The organism is Corynebacterium sp. ACRQK, assembly GCF_022345965.1.
Classification (GTDB): domain Bacteria; phylum Actinomycetota; class Actinomycetes; order Mycobacteriales; family Mycobacteriaceae; genus Corynebacterium.
The window spans coordinates 45052-63451 of sequence record NZ_JAKRMU010000001.1; the positions used below are offsets into that span (position 1 = coordinate 45052).

An 18400-nucleotide genomic window follows, 5' to 3' on the forward strand; every position below is an offset into this window, starting at 1 on the left:
ATTCTTCTTCCTCCCAGTAGTTTCTATCCAGTGTAGGCCAGCAGCCGCTTGCGCAGCTCCTGTCCGCGTTCCATCAGCCCCTTTTGCCGAGCCACGTACTCCGCCCGCCCCGCCGGGGTCTCGATCCGCACGGGCTCGAAACCCCACTCGCGCAGATCATAGGGCGAAGCCTCCATGTCCAGCCGACGCACGTCGCACGCCAGCTCGAAGCAGTCCAGCCACAACTCGCCGGGGATCAGCGGCCCCAGCTTCGTGGCCCACTTGTATAGATCCATAGTGGCGTGCAGGCAGCCCGGCTGCTCGAGCTGGGACTGCGAGTCGCGTGTTGGGGTGTGGGCGTTGCGGGGCGCTGCGGCGTCCGTAAAAAAGCGATAAGCGTCAAAGTGCGTGCACTTCAACTGCGACGCTTCCACCACCTCGTCGGTACCGGCCGCACCCAGCCGCAAAGGCTCGGGGTGGCGGGGCGCATCTTTGTAGACCATCGCCCACTCGTGCAGTCCGAAGCAGCCGAGCACGGGCGGGTGCCGATACGTCGCCTCCAACAACCGCGCGATATAGCGCACCGTCTTGCCTCGCGCGGCCATAAACCGTTCCGCATCGAGGGACCACACGTCGCCACGGCGCACATAGTGGTCCTTGTAGTGCGGCAGGTCGCCGTCGTCATCCCACACCACACCCTTATTGACGCCCGGATGCCAGTGGCTCAACTTCCCAGGAGAAGTGGGGTAGTAGGTGAACATGAAATCCCACACTGGGTGCCTTTCACCCTCCGCGCGGCGCCGGCGGTGCCCCTCGGTGAGGCGCTGCACGCGCTCCCGGTGGGCGGCTTGTCTATCGCGCCAGTCGTGCAGTACCTCAGTCATGGGTCCAGTCGCGGACCGTACCGACGAGCTCTTCGATGATGTCCTCCAGCGTGATCATGCCGATAATCTGCCCATTTGCATCCACTACCGCGGCGATGTGGCTGGAGGTGCGCCGCATGTTGCGCATTGCTACGTCGAAGCTGGAGCCAGTCTCGACTTCCAGAAGCGGTCGGATGTCCGTGGTATCCAACTGGCCGTCGGGCTCCACCAGGTTGTCCAGCACGTCCTTGACGTGGACGTAGCCGATCCACTTGCCCTTGGCATCGGTAACGGGGAAGCGGGAGTAGCCCGTCTCCTGCACCGCCTTCTCTACGGCCGCGACCTTCATCCGCGGGCCATCCTGTCGGATGCAGTGCACGTCGGCCGCGGGGATCAGCACCTCGTCCAGCGTGCGCCGCGATGAGCTCAAAGCCTTGTCCAGACGGTTGGCCTCCTCCGGGGCGATCAGCCCTTCGGAGCGGGAATCCTGGATCATGCTGGCCAGCTCGGCGGGGGAGACGGTGGAATCCAGTTCGTCCTTCTGCTCCACGCCCACCAGCTTGAGCGTATGGCGGGCGATCCAGTTCAGCAGCTGCATGATCGGGTTTGTGACCTTCACGAACAAAAGGTGCAGCGGCACCACGAACGTCGCCACAGTCTCCGGGCCGGCCAGGGCGATGTTCTTCGGCACCATCTCACCCAGGATGATGTGCAGCATTGTCACGACCAGCAGGGCAATCGCAAAGCTCACTGGGTGCAGCAGCTCCGGCGGTAGCCCCAGCGCCTCAAACGGCGCCTCGATGAGGTGCGCGATCGCGGGCTCGCCGACCTTACCCAGCAGCAGCGAGGCGATCGTGATGCCGAACTGCGCGCCCGCCAGCATGATTGACAGGTGCTCACTGGCGTAAAGCACCCGCTTGGCTCGCTTGTTGCCCGCGGCGATCATGGAGTCCAGGCGATCCCTGCGCGAGGAAATCAGTGCGAACTCCACCGCCACAAAGTAGCCGTTGAGTGCCAACAGGAAGACGGCGAAAACTATGGCCCAAATGTCACCCATTAGTTTGCCTCCTCCTTAGTCAGCGGCTGCAGCAGCACCTTGTCCACGCGCCGGTTATCCATCTCCTTGACGATGGCCCGCCAGCGTCCGGACATGCCCGTTTCGAAGCTCTCCATCATCTCATTATCACCGGCGGGCAGCAGAACCTCATCACCCTCTGCGGGGATGCGCCCCAGCGTGGCCATGATTAGACCGCCGAGCGTATCGTAGTCGCCCTCTGGCGCGGTGTAGCCCACGGCATCTGGCAGCTCGTCAGTGCGCACCAGGCCGGAAACCTCCCAGTGGGTGCCCGTCTTGCGGACTTCCTTGTCCTCTTCCACATCGTCGTGCTCGTCCCACACCTCGCCGAGGATCTCCTCGACCACGTCCTCGATCGTCACGATGCCGGCGGTGCCGCCGTACTCGTCCACGACCATCACCAGCTGCGAGCCCGCGGCTCGCACCTGGTTCAGCACGTCATCGCCGCTCAAGGAATCTGGCACGGAGGGGACGTTCTTCATCAGCTTGTTCAAGGTGGTGGTGGGGCGCGAGTCGTGGGGGATAGTCAGCGCATCCTTCACGTGCACCACTCCGACAGTCTCGTCCAGATCCCCGCGGGTCACGGGAAAGCGCGAGTGTCCGGTCTCCAGCGCCAGCTCGATCAGATCCAGCGCGGTCTCATCGACAGTTAGAGATTCGACGGTCGACCGGGGTGTCATTACATCCTCCGCTGAGGCGTCACTAAACCGCAGCGACAGATCCAGAATCCGCGCTTTAGACTCGGTGAACCCACCGTTGCCTGTCGAGTTCCTAACCAGCGCCGAGAGCTCTTCGGCCGATCTTGCGGACGCCAACTCGTCCGCCGGCTCAATGCCCAGCTTCCGCACAACCGCGTTCGCAGTAGCGTTCATCCCGTTGATGAACCATTTCAGCGCCACGTTGAACGTCCATGCCGGTCGGATAGCGGTTCGCGCCACTTCGATGGGGTGGGTGATCGCCAGGTTCTTCGGCACCAGTTCGCCGAACACCATCGACAGCACCGTCGCCACAATCAGCGACAGAACCAGCGCGATGGGCATGGCGGCGGCCTCGCTTAACCCCATCCACTCCAGCACCGGGTCGAAGAACTTCGCCAGGATCGGCTCTGCCAGATATCCCGTCGCCAGGGTGGTGATCGTAATGCCCAGCTGGGCGCCAGAGAGCAGGAAGGAGAGCTCCCCGTGCGCCTTTTGCAGCAGCTTCGCCGTGCCGTCGCCCTTGGTGCGGGCGTGCTCGTCGATGGTAGAGCGTTCCAGGCCCGTCATCGCGAATTCCACGGCCACGAACAGGCCAGTTGCGCCTGTAAGCAGCACAAACAGGACTAGCCCAACTAGGGAAAGAACTATGTCCACTTGAGTATTCCGACTCCTAAATCTATTTCAGCTCGGCGACCAATTTGGCACCCGGCAGCACGGTTGGGTGTACCCCGGCCTTGGCCATCATTTTCTCGGTATCAGCTTGCTGGTCTGCGAAGGAAAGCGTCACCACCGTGCCGCTGGCCCCGGCGCGGGCGGTGCGCCCGGCTCGGTGGACATACGCCTTGTGCTCTGCGGGCGGGTCGATGTGCACGACCAGTTCCACGTCCTTCACGTCGATCCCGCGGGCGGCAATATCGGTGGCCACCAGTACGGTGTTCTTGCCTTGGGTAAAGCCGTCCAACGCCGCTTGGCGGGTGTTCTGTCCCTTGTTTCCGTGGATCCCCACGGCGGGGACTCCCGCTCGCACCAGCTTCTTGACCTGCCGGTCCACAGCGTATTTTGTGCGCATAAACATTACAGTGCGCTTCCGCAGCTTTCCAATGGCCACGACCAGCTCGTTGCGCTCCTCGCGGCTTTCCACCACGCCCAGCAGGTGGCGCATCGTGTCTACGCTGGCGGTGGCCTCGCCGGTGGAGTGCGTCACGGGGTCGCGCATGTACTTATCCACCAGCACCTGCACGTCGCCGTCCAGGGTGGCGGAAAACAGCAGATGCTGCGCCTGCTTCGGCATGCGGTCCAGCAGTTTGGTCACCTGTGGCAAGAAGCCCATGTCGGCCATCTGGTCGGCTTCGTCGATGGCTACGACCTTCACGTCGGAAAAGTCCAGCATGCCTTGACCCAGCAAATCCAGGGCGCGCCCCGGCGTGGCCACCAGAATGTCTACCGGCCTGGCCAGCGCCGTAATGTTCCGCTGAATCTTCACCCCGCCGACGACCTCAAGCAGCCGCTGACCGGCCGCGTTCGCAATCGGATCCAGCCGCGAGCGCACCTGCGTCGCCAGCTCTCTGGTCGGTACCAGCACCACACCACGCGGCCTTTTTGGTTTGGACGCCCCCCGCCTCAGCAGCTGAATCATCGGCAGCCCGAACGTGAATGTTTTGCCGGAACCTGTCGGTCCACGGCCGAGAACATCCCGCCCCTCGACGGCCGCGGGGATGGCGGCCGCCTGGATGGGGAAGGGCTTGGTTATTCCCTCGGCGGAAAGCTCCTTGGTGATGCAATCATCTAGCCCGAGCTTTCCGAACTCTGATCGGGACAATTACGCTTCGACCTCACTGCGATCCCCGGACCAGAGGGTGTGGAAAGAGCCCTCGCGGTCGGTACGGCGGTAGGTGTGGGCGCCGAAGTAGTCGCGCTGGCCCTGAATCAGGGCCGCCGGCAGACGCTCGGCGCGCAGCGAGTCGTAGTAGGACAGGGAAGATGCGAACACCGGAACCGGCTGGCCCAGCTGGGTAGCCAGGATAACCACGCGGCGCCAAGAGTCGATCAGGCCGCCCAACTCGCCCTTGAAATACGGGTCCAGCAGCAGGGAGGGCAGCTCCGCGTTCGCGTCGTAGGCCTCGCGGATGCGGTTCAGGAACTTCGCACGAATGATGCAGCCGCCACGCCAGATGGTGGCCAAGTCGCGGGGGTCCACGCCCCACTTGTGCTCCTCGGAGCCGGCCTTGATCTCGTCGAAGCCCTGCGCGTATGCCACCAGCTTGGAGGCGTACAGCGCGCGGCGGACGTCCTCGATGAACTCCTCCTTCGGCACGTCCAGGGTGGACAGCTCGCCGCTGGGCAGGTTGCCGATGGTAGCGTCGCGCTGCTCGCGGGCGCCGGACAGCGCACGGGCGAACACGGCCTCACCAATACCGGTGGTCGGGATGCCCAGGTCCAGGGCCGCCTTCACAGTCCAGCGGCCGGTGCCTTTCTGCCCCGCGGAGTCCACGATCACGTCGATCAGCGGCTTGCCGGTCTTCTCATCGGTCTGCGAAAGCACCTCGGCAGTGATCTCGATCAGGTAGGAATCTAGGTCACCCTCGTTCCAGGCCTTGAACACTTCCGCGATCTCCGCCGGCTCCATGCCCGCGCCGTAGCGCAGCAGCTGGTAGGCCTCGCCGATGACCTGCATGTCGGCATACTCGATGCCGTTGTGCACCATCTTCACAAAGTGGCCCGCGCCGTCGGGGCCGATGTGCGTCACGCACGGGGTGCCGTCGACCTTCGCGGCCACGGACTCCAGCAGCGGCCCCAGGGCCTCCCAGGAAGCCGCCGGGCCACCGGGCATGATCGCCGGGCCGTTCAGCGCGCCTTCCTCACCGCCGGAAATGCCGGCGCCGACAAAGTTCAGGCCGCGCTCGGACATCTCGGCCTCGTGGCGGATCGTGTCGGTGTACAGAGCATTACCACCATCAATGATGATGTCGCCTTCGTCCATTTCCTCGGCGAGCTGGGAAATAACGGCGTCAGTACCAGCACCTGCCTGTACCATGATGAGGGCGCGACGGGGCCGCTCCAGCGACTTAACGAAATCGGCGATTGTTTCCGCGGGAACGAAGTTGCCGGTCTCGCCGAAGTCCTCCATGAACTTGTCGGTCTTCGCAGTGGTGCGGTTGTAGACGGCCACGGTGTGACCGTTATTGGCAAAGTTCCGGGCGATGTTGGAGCCCATCACGGCCAGTCCAACAACACCAATCTGGGCGGTTCCTTCAGCAGTAGTCATGGTTTTACATCTTACAGGGCGATGTCTTGGTTAGTCTTAGGCACATGTCCAATATTTTCATTGAACTAATTCGTGTCGCCACCGAGCGTGATCTCACCGAGCAGGAGATCGCCACCCTCAACGAACTGCTGGCCAAACACCCCACCCTCGACCGCACTCTTGGCGTGCAGTACCGCGCCGTCGGCCCGGACAAGATGCAGCTGGCCCTCGAAATCACCGAGGACCACCTGCAGCCCTGGGGTGTGACCAACGGCGGCGTGTACGCCAGCCTGGGGGAGACCGCCGGTTCGATGGCCAGCTTCGTCGCCGCGGGCGCCGGCCCGGCAGTCGTGGGTACTTCTAACCAGACGCACTTCCTGCGCCCGTCCGTCAAGGGCGACGTCATCGTCTCCACCGTCCAGGCAGAGCATGTTGGGCGCACCACGCACCTGTTCCGCATTGAGCACAAGAACGAAAAAACCGGCAAGACCTGCGCCTTGACCTTCCTCAAGACGCAGGTAGTGCCGGATATGCCGAAGGCCTAGTCGGAGACTGCGCGGGTGTCGCGGCCCTCGCCGAAGCGCAGGTTGTCGCGCACCTCGATGGAGCGGATGCCTTCCTTGTCCTCCAGGTCGCGCAGCTTGCGGATCGCGTTGCGCGCGTGCAGCTGCTGGCGGGTTGCCACCAGCTGCCAGCGGCGGCGGGACACGGAGTTCAGGCCCCAGCTGAAAGCTGCGACTGCACGGTTGCGGAAGCCGACCATGTACAGCAGGTGCAGCACCAGCCACATGACCCAGCCGAAGAAGCCGGAGACCTCGGCCTTGTTCATCTTCACGACCGCGTTGAAGCGGGAAACGATCGCCATGGAGCCCTTGTCGAAGTAGCTAAACGGAACGCGCCCCTCGGGGGAGGTGCCGTTGTTGACCTCATCCAGGATGGTGCTTGCCGCGTACTGGCCGCCCTGCATCGCCACCTGGGCCACGCCCGGCAGACGGTCCTTGCTCATCATGTCACCGACGATGAAGATGTTGCGGTGCTCGCCCAGGGTCAGGTCGTCGTTAACCGGCACGCGACCCGCACGGTCGACCTCGATGCCAGCCTGCTCGGCCACGTGCTTGCCCAGCGGAGAAGCGGCGACACCAGCGGACCAGATCTTGGCGTAGGAGGGCACAAAGTGCTCCTCCTCGGTCTTCATGTCCTTGTAGCGCACGCCCTCCTTGGATACGTCGGTGACCAGGGAGTTGAGGATGATTTCCACGCCCAGATCCTCCAGGCGTCGGGCAGCCTTGCGACCCAGGCGTTTGCCGAACGGCGCCAGCACCTGCGGGCCACCGTCGATCAGCAGGATGCGGGTGTCCTCGGTGTTGATCTCGCGGAACTCGTCGCGCAGGGTGCGGTGGGACATTTCTGCCAGCTGGCCGGCCAGCTCCACGCCGGTTGGGCCGGCGCCGACGACCACGAAGGTCAGCAGGCGTTTGCGGGCCTCCGGGTCGGTGGTGATCTCGGCGCGCTCGAAGGCGCCGGTCACGCGGGCACGGATCTCCAGCGCGTCATCGACGGACTTCATGCCCGGCGCGAACTCGGCGAACTGCTCGTTGCCGAAGTAGGACTGGCCGGCGCCGGCCGCCAGGATCAGCGAGTCGTAGTTCAGTACGGCATCGGTGCCGCCCAGGTCGGCGGTGACGGTCTGCTCGTTAATGTCTACGTTGCGGACCTCGCCCTTGACCACGCGGACGTTGTCCTGGTCCGCCAGGATCTGGCGAATGGACGGAGCGATTTCGCCCTCGGAGAGGATGCCGGTCGCAACCTGGTAAAGCAGCGGCTGGAACAGGTGGTGGTTCGTCCGGTCGACGATCGTGACCTGGACGTTTTCGTTCTTAAACTTCTTCGCCGCAAACAGTCCACCGAAGCCCGCGCCGATGATTACGACGTGGTGGCGGTTTGATGTGCTGGTCATCTAGTTGCTTCTCCTCAATGATGGTTGTAATCCGGCACCATCTTAATTGGTTAAGGCGTGTCCTTCATACCGAGAGCCCCCGGTTTTCGAGAAAATTGGGCGCTTTCGGTTGCGCCTCGGAAGGCAAAAGTTGTTTTCCTAGTAACTTCGGGGGGAGTTGAAGCGCAAAAGGAAGGCAAGATGACGTCTCCATACATCGACGAGGAACGCTGGCCGCGCCTGGTTGCCGCCCCGCACTCTCGTTTTATGGGCCGCCGGGCCGAGGCCGTCACCACGCGCATGGAAGCGCTACTTTCTTCTCACGGAATTGCTTTGGACGCCGGCACGGTGCCGCACATGGTCGTTCGGGATGGCCAGGTGATCGATCGGGTGGTCGCTGAGGGCTGGTTGGGTCTGGCAGAGGGATACATGGCCGGGGAGTGGTCCGCCGAACCCCTCCCGGAGGTCCTCGGAGCCTTGATGGATCAACCCTTCGAGGGGAAGTTCGGGGAGTTTTTTGCTCGCCGGACTACGAAGCGCCGCGGCCCTGTCCCGGGGGAGCTGCCAGAGGCTCTCGTAGAGCTCTACGCCGGTGCCACCCGCGCCACTGGTGCCGCTCAATTCAACAGTGCTTCCCGCACGAGTGCGCACGAGGAAGGTATTGATTTCACCTGGTTTGGTGAGCCGGATCCCGTGGAACGTCTCGACCTGGACGACGCGCAGCGCCGCCGCATCACCACCATGCTCGACGAGGCCGAGGTCGACCCCGGCGACCGCGTGCTGGAGATGCCCTCTTCCGGTGGCCAGCTGGCCGTTCAGGCTGCCAAGCGCGGCGCTCGCGTAGACGTCCTGACCAGCGACGAAGACCACGCGGACGCTGTGCGTGCCCGCGTCCACACCGCCGGGGTTGGGGGAGCGGTAAACGTGGAGGTCATTGCCGGGCCGGTGCCCTCCCCACGCCAGTGGTCCGGCCGCTACGAGGCCATCTTCTCCGTCGAACGCATGGAGACTTTAGGACTTGGCGGGTTGAGCCACTACCTCAAGGCCGTCGACCGCATGCTCTCCGACGACGGACTGGCTGTCATCCAGTCGATCATCGCCACCGACGAGATGCGGGAGACCTCTCGCGAGTCCCTGGATGTCATGCGTGCCTACGTCTGGCCCGCCCTGGAGTATCCCACCGTCCAACAGGTTCGCGAGGCCACAGCCGAGCATACCCAGCTCACCGTCGTCGCGGAGAACAACCTCAGCGCCCACCTGCGTGCGACGTTACCTCTGTGGCGTGCGAACTTCCTCTCCCGCGAGCGCCAGGCCGCGGCCGCCGGCTTTGACCCGGTGTTCCGCCACCTCTGGGATTACCAGCTGGCCCTCCACGAGGCTCTGGCCGCCGCTGAGGACATCGGGTGCGTCCAATTCGTCCTCGCCCCTAAGTAGTTTTGCGATTTCCTCGCGGGGCTCGCCGGATAGTTTTAGCGTAATAATAACTATTCGCACATAACCCCGAGAGGAACTCTTCTGTGACCACTCCCACTAACCCCGATGTCATCATCGTTGGCGCCGGTCTAGCCGGCCTCGTCGCCGCCTATGAGGCGCAGAAGTCGGGGCTGAAGGTCCTTATCCTGGACCAAGAAAATCGCAACAACCTGGGCGGACAGGCCTTCTGGTCGCTCGGTGGCCTGTTCTATGTGGGAAGCCCCGAGCAGAAGCTGATGGGAGTCAAGGATTCCGAGGAGCTCGCTTGGCGCGACTGGGAGAACTCCGCGCAGTTCGACGACTCCCAGAACGATTACTGGCCGCGCCGCTGGGGTCGCGAGTACGTTCGTTTCGCAGCCACTGAGAAGCGCGACTACCTCAAGGCGCTCGGCCTCAACGTGCTGCCCACTGTCGGCTGGGCCGAGCGCGGTTCCGGAGACGCCAGCGGCCACGGCAACTCCGTGCCCCGCTTCCACCTGACCTGGGGCACCGGTCCCGAGGTCGTGCGCGTCTTCCGCGAGCCCATTGAGGCCGCCGAGGCAGAGGGCAAGGTCGAGTTCCGCTTCCGGCACCAGGTCGACGAGCTAATCTTAGAAAATGACGCCGTCGTCGGCGTGCGCGGCAGCGTGCTGGAACCGAGCGATCTGGACCGCGGCGTGGCGTCATCTAGAAAGACCGTAGGGGAGTTCGAGCTGCGCGCGCGTGCCGTTGTAGTGACCTCCGGCGGCATCGGCGGCAACCTCGACCTGGTGCGCCGCGCGTGGCCGACCGACCAGTGGGGTCCGGTGCCGAACGACATGGTCACCGGCGTGCCCGCTCACGTGGACGGCCGCATGATCACGATCTCCGAAACCGCTGGTGCGAACCTGGTGAACACGGATCGCATGTGGGCCTACACCGAGGGCATGAAGAACTGGAATTCCATCTGGCCTGGCCACGGCATCCGCATCATCCCGGGCCCGTCCTCGCTGTGGATCGACGCGACCGGCAAGCGCTTCCCCAGCAACATCATCCCAGGTGGCGACACGATCTCCACCATGAAGCACCTCGGTACCACGGGCCACAGCTACTCCTGGTTCATCCTGAACAAGACGATCGCCGACAAGGAGTTCATCTTCTCCGGCTCCGAGCAGAACCCGGATCTGACCATCAAGAAGGTCAAGAACCTGCTCTCCAAGGTCGGCCCTGGCACCCACCCGGCTGTAAAGGCATTCATGGATCACGGCGAGGACTGGGTGGTCGCCGACGACCTGGGCTCCCTGGTCGAGGGTATGAACGCCATCGCCGACGATGATGCCCCCGCCATCGACGTCCACGACCTGCGCCGCATTATCGAGGATCGCGACTCGCAGGTGGACAACAACTTCAGCAAAGACGCGCAGATCAATTACATCCGCACCGCCCGCGGATACCTGGGCGACAAGATCGTCCGCTGCGCCGCCCCGCACCGCCTGCTCGATGAGTCGAAAGGGCCGCTGATCGCCGTCAAGCTGCACGTGCTGACCCGCAAGACGCTCGGTGGCATCGAAACCGACCTTTCCGGCCGCTGTCTGCGTACCGACGGCTCGGTCCTGCCCGGCCTCTACGCCGCCGGCGAGGTCGCCGGCTTCGGCGGTGGCGGCATGCACGGCAAGAACGCTCTCGAGGGCACCTTCCTCGGTGGTTGCATCCACTCCGGCAAGCGGGTCGGCGAGAATCTGAAGGCTACCATTGCTCAGCTCTAGTGAATGGCGCGCTGAGGCGCTGGAAGACGGCGCTGTACCGCTCATTGAGAAGACCCTGCGCCGCATCCGCGCCCAGGACCGGCACTTCAATGCCATCTCGGTACTCCTGGACGATGAAGCGCTGGCAGCCGCCGCCGACCTAGATTCCAGCACCGACCCCGGCCCACTGCACGGCGTGCCGGTGCTCATCAAGGAGGAAGTCGCGGTCCGCGGAGTACCCACCACCTTCGGCACGAACGCGAACCCCACGCCCGCTACCGCCGACGACGAAATCGTTCGCCGCTTGCGCAAAGCCGGGGCGATCATTCTAGGCAAAACTACCATGCCTGCGTTTGGCGCATTCCCGTTCACCGAGTCCGTGGCCCGCGGGATCACCCGCAACCCGCACAATCCGCGTTTTACCCCGGGCGGTTCCTCCGGAGGCTCTGCAGTCGCCATTGCCGCAGGTTGGGTGCCTTTCGCCGTCGGCGGTGACGGCGGCGGGTCCATCCGCATTCCCTCCGCGCACTGTGGCCTTTACGGTCTTAAGCCCGCCCGCGGCACACTGCCGGGGGAGGATCTGTGGTGCCGTCTCGGCACCGCCGGCCCTATCGCTCGTTCTGCACGCGACTGTGCCCTTCTTTTTGACGCCCTATCTGACTCCGTCGCTACCGAAACCGAGGGGGCGTCACTAAGAATCGGTGTGAGCCTGCAACCCTCAACGCCGCTAGCCCCACCGCACCGAGACCACGTCCGTGCTGTGCGCGCGATGGCTGACCGGTTGCGCGGAATGGGCCACGAGGTGCGCGACTGCACACTGCAGCATAAGGATCCGACGGCGGCGTTCGTCACGCAGTTCTTCGCGGGGATTCGCAAGGAGATCGCACAGCTGGAATATCCCGGCCGCATCGAAAGGCGCCACAAGGTCACTCGCGCGGCAGGAGTGTGGGCGCAAGGTCCGGTGCTGCGCTGGGCCGAAGAGTTTTCAGATCGGCTGGGGGAACAGTTGGATCGGGTATTCGACGACATCGACGTGCTGCTGACCCCAACCGTCGCTTCCCGCCCGGCTCGCGCCGGTGTGCTGTCGGGCAAGGGCATGCTGGCTGCGCAGATCGCTAGCTTGCCGTCGGTCGCTTACACTGCCTTGTGGAATGTTTCCGGACACCCCGCGATAAGCATTCCTGCAGGTAAGGGGAGTGATGGCCTGCCTGTCGGCGTGCAGCTAGTCGCCCGCGATGAGCGGCTATTGCTGGAGTTAGCTAGCGCTTCATCACCCGCGCCATAATCTCCGTCATGGCGCGCCGTGGCATGCGCTGCGACACGCTCATCAGCACCTTGTTGAACGTGCCCGCGACCACGGACGGCGGCGGGGACTTGCGCAGCAGTGCTTCGATGCCGGCAGCTACAACGTCGCGGCTGCTCATGCGTTTTAGGCCGCCGTCGGCCCGGTCGCTGCCGGCTACGCGGAAGAATTCGGTCTCCGTCGGCCCTGGACACAACGCCATAATCCGCACGCCGGAGCCCTTGCGCTCGGCGTACAGCCCCTCCGTGAACGACAGCACAAACGACTTCGTGGCGCCGTAAACGACCATGCCAGGGGAGGGCTGGAACCCCGCGATAGACGCCACATTCAGGATGAAGCCATTCCCGCGATCCTCGAACCGTGGCAGGAACATGTGGGTCAGCTCCACCAGCGCGTGCACGTTCACTGCGATCTCCGCGCGGAGGCGGTCGGTTGGGATGTCGCTGAAGGATTCGTAGTTGGCGAAGCCCGCGTTGTTGATCAGCGAGGTCACCGTGATCCCGCGCGTCGAAAGTTCCCACGAGATCTCGCCCGCCACGCCGTGCTCGGATAGGTCTTTGGCTATTACCTCGACCTTTACTTTATGACGCCTCTTAATCTCCGTCGCAATCTTGTTCAGCCGATCCTGGCGGCGTGCGACCAGAACGAGGTTTGCGCCCTTGGCTGCCAGTTGGGTGGCGAATTCCTTGCCGAGACCCGAGCTGGCGCCGGTGATGAGGACGGTTTCTTGGGAGAGATCCAAAGTGCTCATGGTGTTATTTTTACACGAAATCTGGTGGTTGGGTGGCGAAAGAAGAATGGTTCAAACGTTCTAGTCAAGGTTGAGTCTTAGCATTTAATTCGCTAGGGATATTGACATAGTTCGATTATGTGTTCTAAACTAGATTTAGTTCACGAAGGGGATCGTATGAACACCACTACACTCACCACAAACACCACCGAACCACCGCCCGATACCGTCGAACCTTACTACCGGCTTGCGCGTTCCGACGACCCACTAACGGCGACGTCCCGTGCCCTCAATCTGACCCACCTCGCCATGGTCGAGCAGTCTACTCCGGGGCCGGACGACCTCGTTCCCGATCATGTTTCCAAGCTCGCCGTGCGTTTCGGTATCAGCAAGGTAGTGGCGGCCAACTATGCCGACGCTGGACTGATGCTCCAAATCTTCCCACAACTCCACCAGTTGTTCCGCAGCGGCGCTTTCACTATTCGCCATATCCAGCAGGTCACGGAGGCGGTTCAGGCTGTAGCCCCGGACAAGCGCGCCGAGGTGGAGCAGGAGATCCTGAAGGCCCTCAAACCCACCGTGCCGAACCAGCAGGTTCCCACCCCGCGGGCGGCGTACAACAAGGTCAAGGCGATTGTGGGGGATCGGGACAAGCTGGCGGCTCCATTGGACGATACTCCGCCCATGGATACGAATTCGCCGGAGCTGGTGATCGACCGCAGTCAGTACGAGACCACTGCGTTTACCCTCACAGTTCCGCGCCTGCGTGGCGTGGAACTGCACAAGGCGGTGAAGGCGGCCTCCCTGAAGCGCGGATGCTCCATGGGAGAGGCCTTCTTGGTGATGCTCGAGCAAAACATCACCACCGAGGTCACCTTGAACCTGTATAAGGCCGTCGGGTCGCAACCCCGCGGAGTCTTCGCCGAGGACCACTGGCTATCCGAGGCCGCTAGCTGCGAGTGGCTCGCGAAAGTCACCCACCTGGCAGCCCCCGGTTACACCGCGACGGAGGGATACCAGCCGACGGAGTTGCTGCGGGCGTCAGTAATAGGGCGCGATGGGCACTGCCGTTTCCCGGGCTGCGATGCGCCGGGGTACACATGCGACATCGACCATGTGCACCGCCACGCCGACAGCGGACCGACGTCGACGACGAATATGCATCTGCTTTGTCGTACCCATCACCGCCTGAAGACGGCTGGTACCTGGGACGTCGCGCTGCACGCTGACGGCACCGAAGTGTGGACCTCGCACGGTGACGGCCACGAGGTTGTGACCGTGCCCGACGGGCCGCTAGCACGCGAAAACTTCGCGGAGCGTGGGGTGCGCAAGGCGAGGGTGGTGCGCAAACTCAACGAGGAGAAGCTCAACGCCGATCCGATGATGCCTCGCGGGCTGTCTATCACCCGCGAGGAGCTGCAGAAGATGCTGAACTGTGCCTCCGTGGAGGAAATCAAGGAAGAGCTACAGCGACGGATCAACAGTGAAATCACGATTGCCAACGCCATCGCCGAATTGGCGCGAGAGGAACTAAACAGCCAGATCGAGCAGCTCGAACAGCTACAAAAGGACGAAGAGGAGCCGCCGTTCTAGCCACTACTTTGAGGAGGTGACGGGCAGAACCAGCAGTGCACCGAAAACGCAGATGATACTGCACATCAGGAACATGCCGGGGTAATCGAAATGCCTCAGCGCAAGGGCTGCCAGGCCACCACAGAACATATTGCTGACCCCTTGGGTGAGCGACATTAGTGACACGTCGCGCGCACGGTTCTTCTTGCTGGGCAGCGACTCGTTAACCATGGCCTGATCCACGCTGCTGAACACTCCCCAGCTCAACCCCAACAGCATCGCCGCGGCATAAACCAAACCCATGCCGGTGGCGATAGTCATCATGCCCGTAGCAACAGCGACACCAAGTGCCGAGATGACCACCAGAATCTTCCGTCGCTCCAGCCGATCCGACACGCCACCGCTGATAAACGCAGTGATGATGGTGAAGATCGCATACAACAGGGTCAGCCCCAGCACGCCCGCATCCGGATCCGGTATTCCAATGTGATCCCGCAGGTAATACAGCAAGTAGAACAGGCTGGTGTAGTTGGCCAGATGAATCACGAAACGGCTGGTGAAGACAAGCCAATAATTGCGGTACGAGCCCTCGTCGCCGACCGTCGCGGACAGCGAATCGTACGGGCGCACGTGCATGTCCACGTGACCACGACCGAAAGCGAATTGGAAGATAAAGAGAAGGGAAATGACGCCCACAACCCAGTACGCCTGCTGGATCGGCAAAGCCGCGGCAACGGCGGTCCCGCCAACGATTCCGAAGGTGTAGGTCGCGCCGACAATTCCAGACACCAACCCGAACTTCTCCTGCGGGACAACATCTGCGGTGACCGTCATCAGGTTATTCGTTACAAAGGCAACAAACACCTGCACCAGGCACCACAGCCCAGTGAGTACCCAAAAGTCGGGGGTGAAAGACATCAGCAGCAACCCCAGCGTGGCCAGGGGCGCAGCCAGCAGAACCCACGGGAGCCGCTTGCCCCAACGCCCCACCCAGAACCAGCTGCGGTCGGCGATATAGCCGGTCAGCAGGCTCGTTACTACGGCGGTCGCGCCGCCGAGCATCATCATCAGGGCGAGGGAATCCTCCTTGGTGTCCGGCCGTAGTTCAATCATCTGCAAGCCCAGCAGCAGCTGCGTGGGGCCTGCCCAGGTGAAGACGGATCCGAAGAAGGCCACGCCGAACTTCCAATAGAACCACTTCGGCTCGCGCTCGGCGGAAGTAAGAGTCTGCAACATCACTGGCCCTTCTCTCTGAACTTGGCATCGATTTCCGGGGTGATGGCGCCCTCGCGGATCAGCGCTTGCAGCAGACGCCCAGCGGGCTTGACCTGCCGATCAACGTCCACCACGCCAAACTTCTGCGCCATGCCCTCGGACCACTCCCAGTTGTCCACGAAGCACCAGTGGTAGTAACGCTCGACCTCTGGCACGCGGGAAAGCTCCGCCAGGTGATCCAGGATGAAGGCGCAGCGGAAGCGTTCGGCGGCGTCGGCGGTTCCGTTCTCCGTGATCCAGACCGGCAGCTGGTAGCGCTTGGCCAGCTCGGCGGAGACCTCCGCAATCCCCGGCGGGTAGATCTCCCAGCCGAGGTCATTGGTTGGGGTGGCGGGGAAGGTGGCGTCAGAAAAACCGCGAACCGCCGTGCGCGAGTAGTAGTTAATGGCCACAGCATCGGCGAAGACCCCGCCGCTGGGCAGGTCGAGGCTAGGGCGACCGAGCACGGGGTGGAAGCGCCCCTCGAAGAAAGCGGGCTCGATCGCGCCTTGGAAAAGCCATTCGACCAGGGAAGTAAGCAGCCGGTGGATGGGGTTGCGCGGGTTCATGGGCGCGAAGACTCGGCGGTGGTGGGCGAAGGCAACTCGCGGATTATCCAAGCGTGAGTGGATGCGTTGGTAGGCCAGTAGGTGCGCAGCCGCCATGTTCCGCAGGCACGGGCGCACCTTTGGCAGACCCCCGCGGCCGGGTGGGGTGGAGCCGAAGAGGTAGGCCTCGGTGGCGAAGACGTTCGGCTCGTTGATGGTGATCCAGTCGGTCACCACGTCACCCAAGTGGTCGAGCACGACGTCGACATAGCGCAGGAAAATCTCCACGTTCGACTCGCGGGTGAACGCGCCGTTGGCTTCGAACCAGGCGGGATGGCCGAAATGATGCAGGGTGACTAGTGGTTCGATTCCGCGTTCGCGCAGGTCGAGGAACTCTTCTCTGTAGCGTTGAAGCGCGTCGTGGTCGTAGCGGCCGGGCTCGGGTTCCACGCGCGACCACTCCACGCCGACGCGAGCGATCTGCAGGCCGAGGTCGCTCATGAGCTGGTTGTCTTCGCGCCAGCGGCGCCAGTGGTCAGTGGTGGGGTGCGGGGTGGTGCCGTCTTTGGCGACCCACTCGCTCCAGTTGTTGGGGCGCGGTGATCCTTCGATCTGCAGCCCGGCCGATGCGGTACCGATGCGGATGTTGCTGAGGTCCATGTACTTAACTTATTGACGCCCTTAGTTTCTGTTGGCAAAGTTTTCGGTTTTTACCCCATCAGGGGTAGTTGGTTTGGTACAACAAAGTAATGCTCAAGAAAACAGTAGCGCTCGCATGCGCAACAGCCATTGCATTTACCGGATTCGCGTCGCCCGCCGAGGCTGCGCAGATAACTAAGAGGGAGAAGGTCGCATATTCCAATGTGTTCGGCGACCTGCACATGAGGATGCCGAAGACGGTGGACCGAATCGAATACACGACGACCACCTCGGACGGGAAGAAAGCCCAGGTCAGCGGCTACATCGTGGAGCCGGTCGTGGAGTGGAAAGGCGAGGGGCCGCGCCCGACAGTGGTGATCGGCCGCGGAACGGTCGGGCAGGGCGACCAGTGTGCGCCGAGTAGGAACTGGCCGCTGGACGGGCAGCCGGATCCGATCAAGGCGAAGCGGGCGGTGAACCTGGAAGGTATCTACGACTGGGTATTTGCCTCCAAGGGGGTGCGCGTGGTGGTGACGGACTACATCGGTATGGGAACCCCGGGGATTCATACGTACATGAACCGCGACGATCAGGCGCATGCGATGCTGGATGCGGCGCGTGCGGCTGGCGTGGGTGACGGACCGGTGGCGTTTTATGGACACTCGCAGGGCGGAGGCGCGTCGGCTGCGGCGGTTGAGGCGGCGGCTGAGTATGCTCCGGAGCTCAATGTGGTCGGGGCGTATGCATCTGCGCCGCCGGCGGACTTGGAGGCGGTGCAGCGCAACATTGACGGTTCAGACCTTATGGGAGCAATCGGCTTCACAATCAACGGCCTGTTGGAACGCTATCCGCACCTGCAGCCGCTGCTGGATAAGCACCTCAACGAAGAGGGTAAGCAGGCGCTGAAGGATCTATCCACGATGTGCACTGGGGAGATTACGGACAAATATGGCCACAAGAAGACCAGCGAGTGGACAAAGTCGGGCAAGACGCTCGATGAGTTGTTGAAGGCGATGCCCGAGGCGCGGGAAGCTATGGAAGATCAGCGCATTGGGCTTAAGCGTCCGGTGGCGCCGGTGATGGTGATATCTGGGCGTCACGACAAGAACGTCGAGTACAACCAGGCGAAGGAACTGGCGCGCACGTGGTGCGAGAAGGGCGCACAGGTTGAGTACCGCGACGACATCATGCCGCCGGTGGGCGAATACAATCACTTCATCCAGGCGGTGACGGGCGGCGCGTTCGGTATCGACTTCATCTTGAAGCGTTTCCGCGGCGAGCCGCTGGGGCGCACGTGTGAGGCGCCGGTGGGGCAGCTGCAGGGGTCTGTGGAAGGCAGCGCAGCGCTACCCAACGTGGCAGGAAGCTAAAGTGTCATAATGT

General features: G+C 63.0%; 15 protein-coding genes. 6 read left to right on the forward strand and 9 right to left on the reverse strand.

Annotated features, from left to right (window positions below):
* Positions 1–23 precede the first annotated feature (23 nt).
* From MHX63_RS00225 to gndA, 5 genes are read right to left on the reverse strand one after another with little or no spacing between them, the layout of a single operon-like run.
* Entirely contained in the window at positions 24–863 is an 840-nt protein-coding gene (locus MHX63_RS00225; protein WP_239386597.1) for a 3-methyladenine DNA glycosylase, read from the reverse strand.
* The gene (locus tag MHX63_RS00230) at positions 856–1899 is read right to left on the reverse strand and encodes a hemolysin family protein (RefSeq protein ID WP_239386599.1); all 1044 of its coding nucleotides are present in this window, start codon (positions 1897–1899) and stop codon (positions 856–858) included. The genes MHX63_RS00225 and MHX63_RS00230 overlap by 8 nt, the downstream gene beginning before the upstream one ends.
* The gene (locus MHX63_RS00235; RefSeq protein WP_239386601.1) at positions 1899–3269 is read right to left on the reverse strand and encodes a hemolysin family protein; all 1371 of its coding nucleotides are present in this window, start codon (positions 3267–3269) and stop codon (positions 1899–1901) included. The genes MHX63_RS00230 and MHX63_RS00235 overlap by 1 nt, the downstream gene beginning before the upstream one ends.
* Positions 3270–3291: 22 nt before the next feature.
* Entirely contained in the window at positions 3292–4434 is a 1143-nt protein-coding gene (locus MHX63_RS00240) for a DEAD/DEAH box helicase (protein WP_239386603.1), read from the reverse strand.
* Entirely contained in the window at positions 4435–5880 is a 1446-nt protein-coding gene (gene gndA / locus MHX63_RS00245; RefSeq protein ID WP_239386605.1) for an NADP-dependent phosphogluconate dehydrogenase, read from the reverse strand.
* A 44-nt stretch (positions 5881–5924) separates the two neighbouring features.
* On the opposite strand from gndA, the gene MHX63_RS00250 reads away from it, so the two are divergent.
* Entirely contained in the window at positions 5925–6404 is a 480-nt protein-coding gene (locus tag MHX63_RS00250) for a PaaI family thioesterase (RefSeq protein WP_239386607.1), read from the forward strand.
* On the opposite strand, the gene MHX63_RS00255 is transcribed toward MHX63_RS00250, so the two are convergent.
* Positions 6401–7816, reverse strand: coding sequence for an NAD(P)/FAD-dependent oxidoreductase (locus MHX63_RS00255; protein WP_239386609.1), 1416 nt, complete (start codon positions 7814–7816; stop codon positions 6401–6403). The two genes, MHX63_RS00250 and MHX63_RS00255, sit on opposite strands and share 4 nt — an antisense overlap.
* 180 nt (positions 7817–7996) lie before the next feature.
* Here MHX63_RS00255 and MHX63_RS00260 point away from each other — a divergent pair, with 180 nt between their 5' ends.
* The 3 genes from MHX63_RS00260 to MHX63_RS00270 all read left to right on the forward strand — a co-directional run bounded on the left by MHX63_RS00260 (position 7997) and on the right by MHX63_RS00270 (position 12256).
* Positions 7997–9229 carry a class I SAM-dependent methyltransferase gene (locus MHX63_RS00260; protein WP_239386611.1) on the forward strand — a complete coding sequence of 411 codons (1233 nt, stop codon included), beginning with the start codon at positions 7997–7999 and terminating at the stop codon, positions 9227–9229.
* An 83-nt stretch (positions 9230–9312) separates the two neighbouring features.
* On the forward strand, positions 9313–10992 hold the full coding sequence (locus MHX63_RS00265; RefSeq protein WP_239386613.1) for an FAD-binding dehydrogenase: 1680 nt from the start codon (positions 9313–9315) through the stop codon (positions 10990–10992).
* Complete coding sequence (locus tag MHX63_RS00270) at positions 10979–12256, forward strand: amidase family protein (protein WP_239386615.1); 1278 nt, start codon at positions 10979–10981, stop codon at positions 12254–12256. Before MHX63_RS00265 ends, MHX63_RS00270 begins: the two co-directional genes overlap by 14 nt.
* Here the strand turns inward: MHX63_RS00270 and MHX63_RS00275 are convergent.
* On the reverse strand, positions 12231–13025 hold the full coding sequence (locus MHX63_RS00275; RefSeq protein WP_239386617.1) for an SDR family oxidoreductase: 795 nt from the start codon (positions 13023–13025) through the stop codon (positions 12231–12233). The genes MHX63_RS00270 and MHX63_RS00275 overlap by 26 nt on opposite strands.
* A 156-nt stretch (positions 13026–13181) precedes the next feature.
* On the opposite strand from MHX63_RS00275, the gene MHX63_RS00280 reads away from it, so the two are divergent.
* On the forward strand, positions 13182–14597 hold the full coding sequence (locus MHX63_RS00280; RefSeq protein WP_239386619.1) for an HNH endonuclease: 1416 nt from the start codon (positions 13182–13184) through the stop codon (positions 14595–14597).
* Between the two features lie 3 nt (positions 14598–14600).
* Here the strand turns inward: MHX63_RS00280 and MHX63_RS00285 are convergent, their stop codons facing one another.
* Together MHX63_RS00285 and MHX63_RS00290 are read right to left on the reverse strand one after the other, a co-directional pair.
* Positions 14601–15812: an MFS transporter gene (locus tag MHX63_RS00285; RefSeq protein WP_239387131.1), complete on the reverse strand. Its 1212-nt coding sequence runs from the start codon at positions 15810–15812 to the stop codon at positions 14601–14603.
* Entirely contained in the window at positions 15812–17038 is a 1227-nt protein-coding gene (locus MHX63_RS00290; RefSeq protein WP_239386621.1) for a glycoside hydrolase family 1 protein, read from the reverse strand. Before MHX63_RS00290 ends, MHX63_RS00285 begins: the two co-directional genes overlap by 1 nt.
* 89 nt (positions 17039–17127) lie before the next feature.
* Here MHX63_RS00290 and MHX63_RS00295 point away from each other — a divergent pair, with 89 nt between their 5' ends.
* Positions 17128–18387 (forward strand): alpha/beta fold hydrolase, encoded by a 1260-nt coding sequence (locus MHX63_RS00295; RefSeq protein WP_239386623.1) that lies wholly within the window; start codon positions 17128–17130, stop codon positions 18385–18387.
* The last annotated feature ends 13 nt before the right edge of the window (positions 18388–18400 follow it).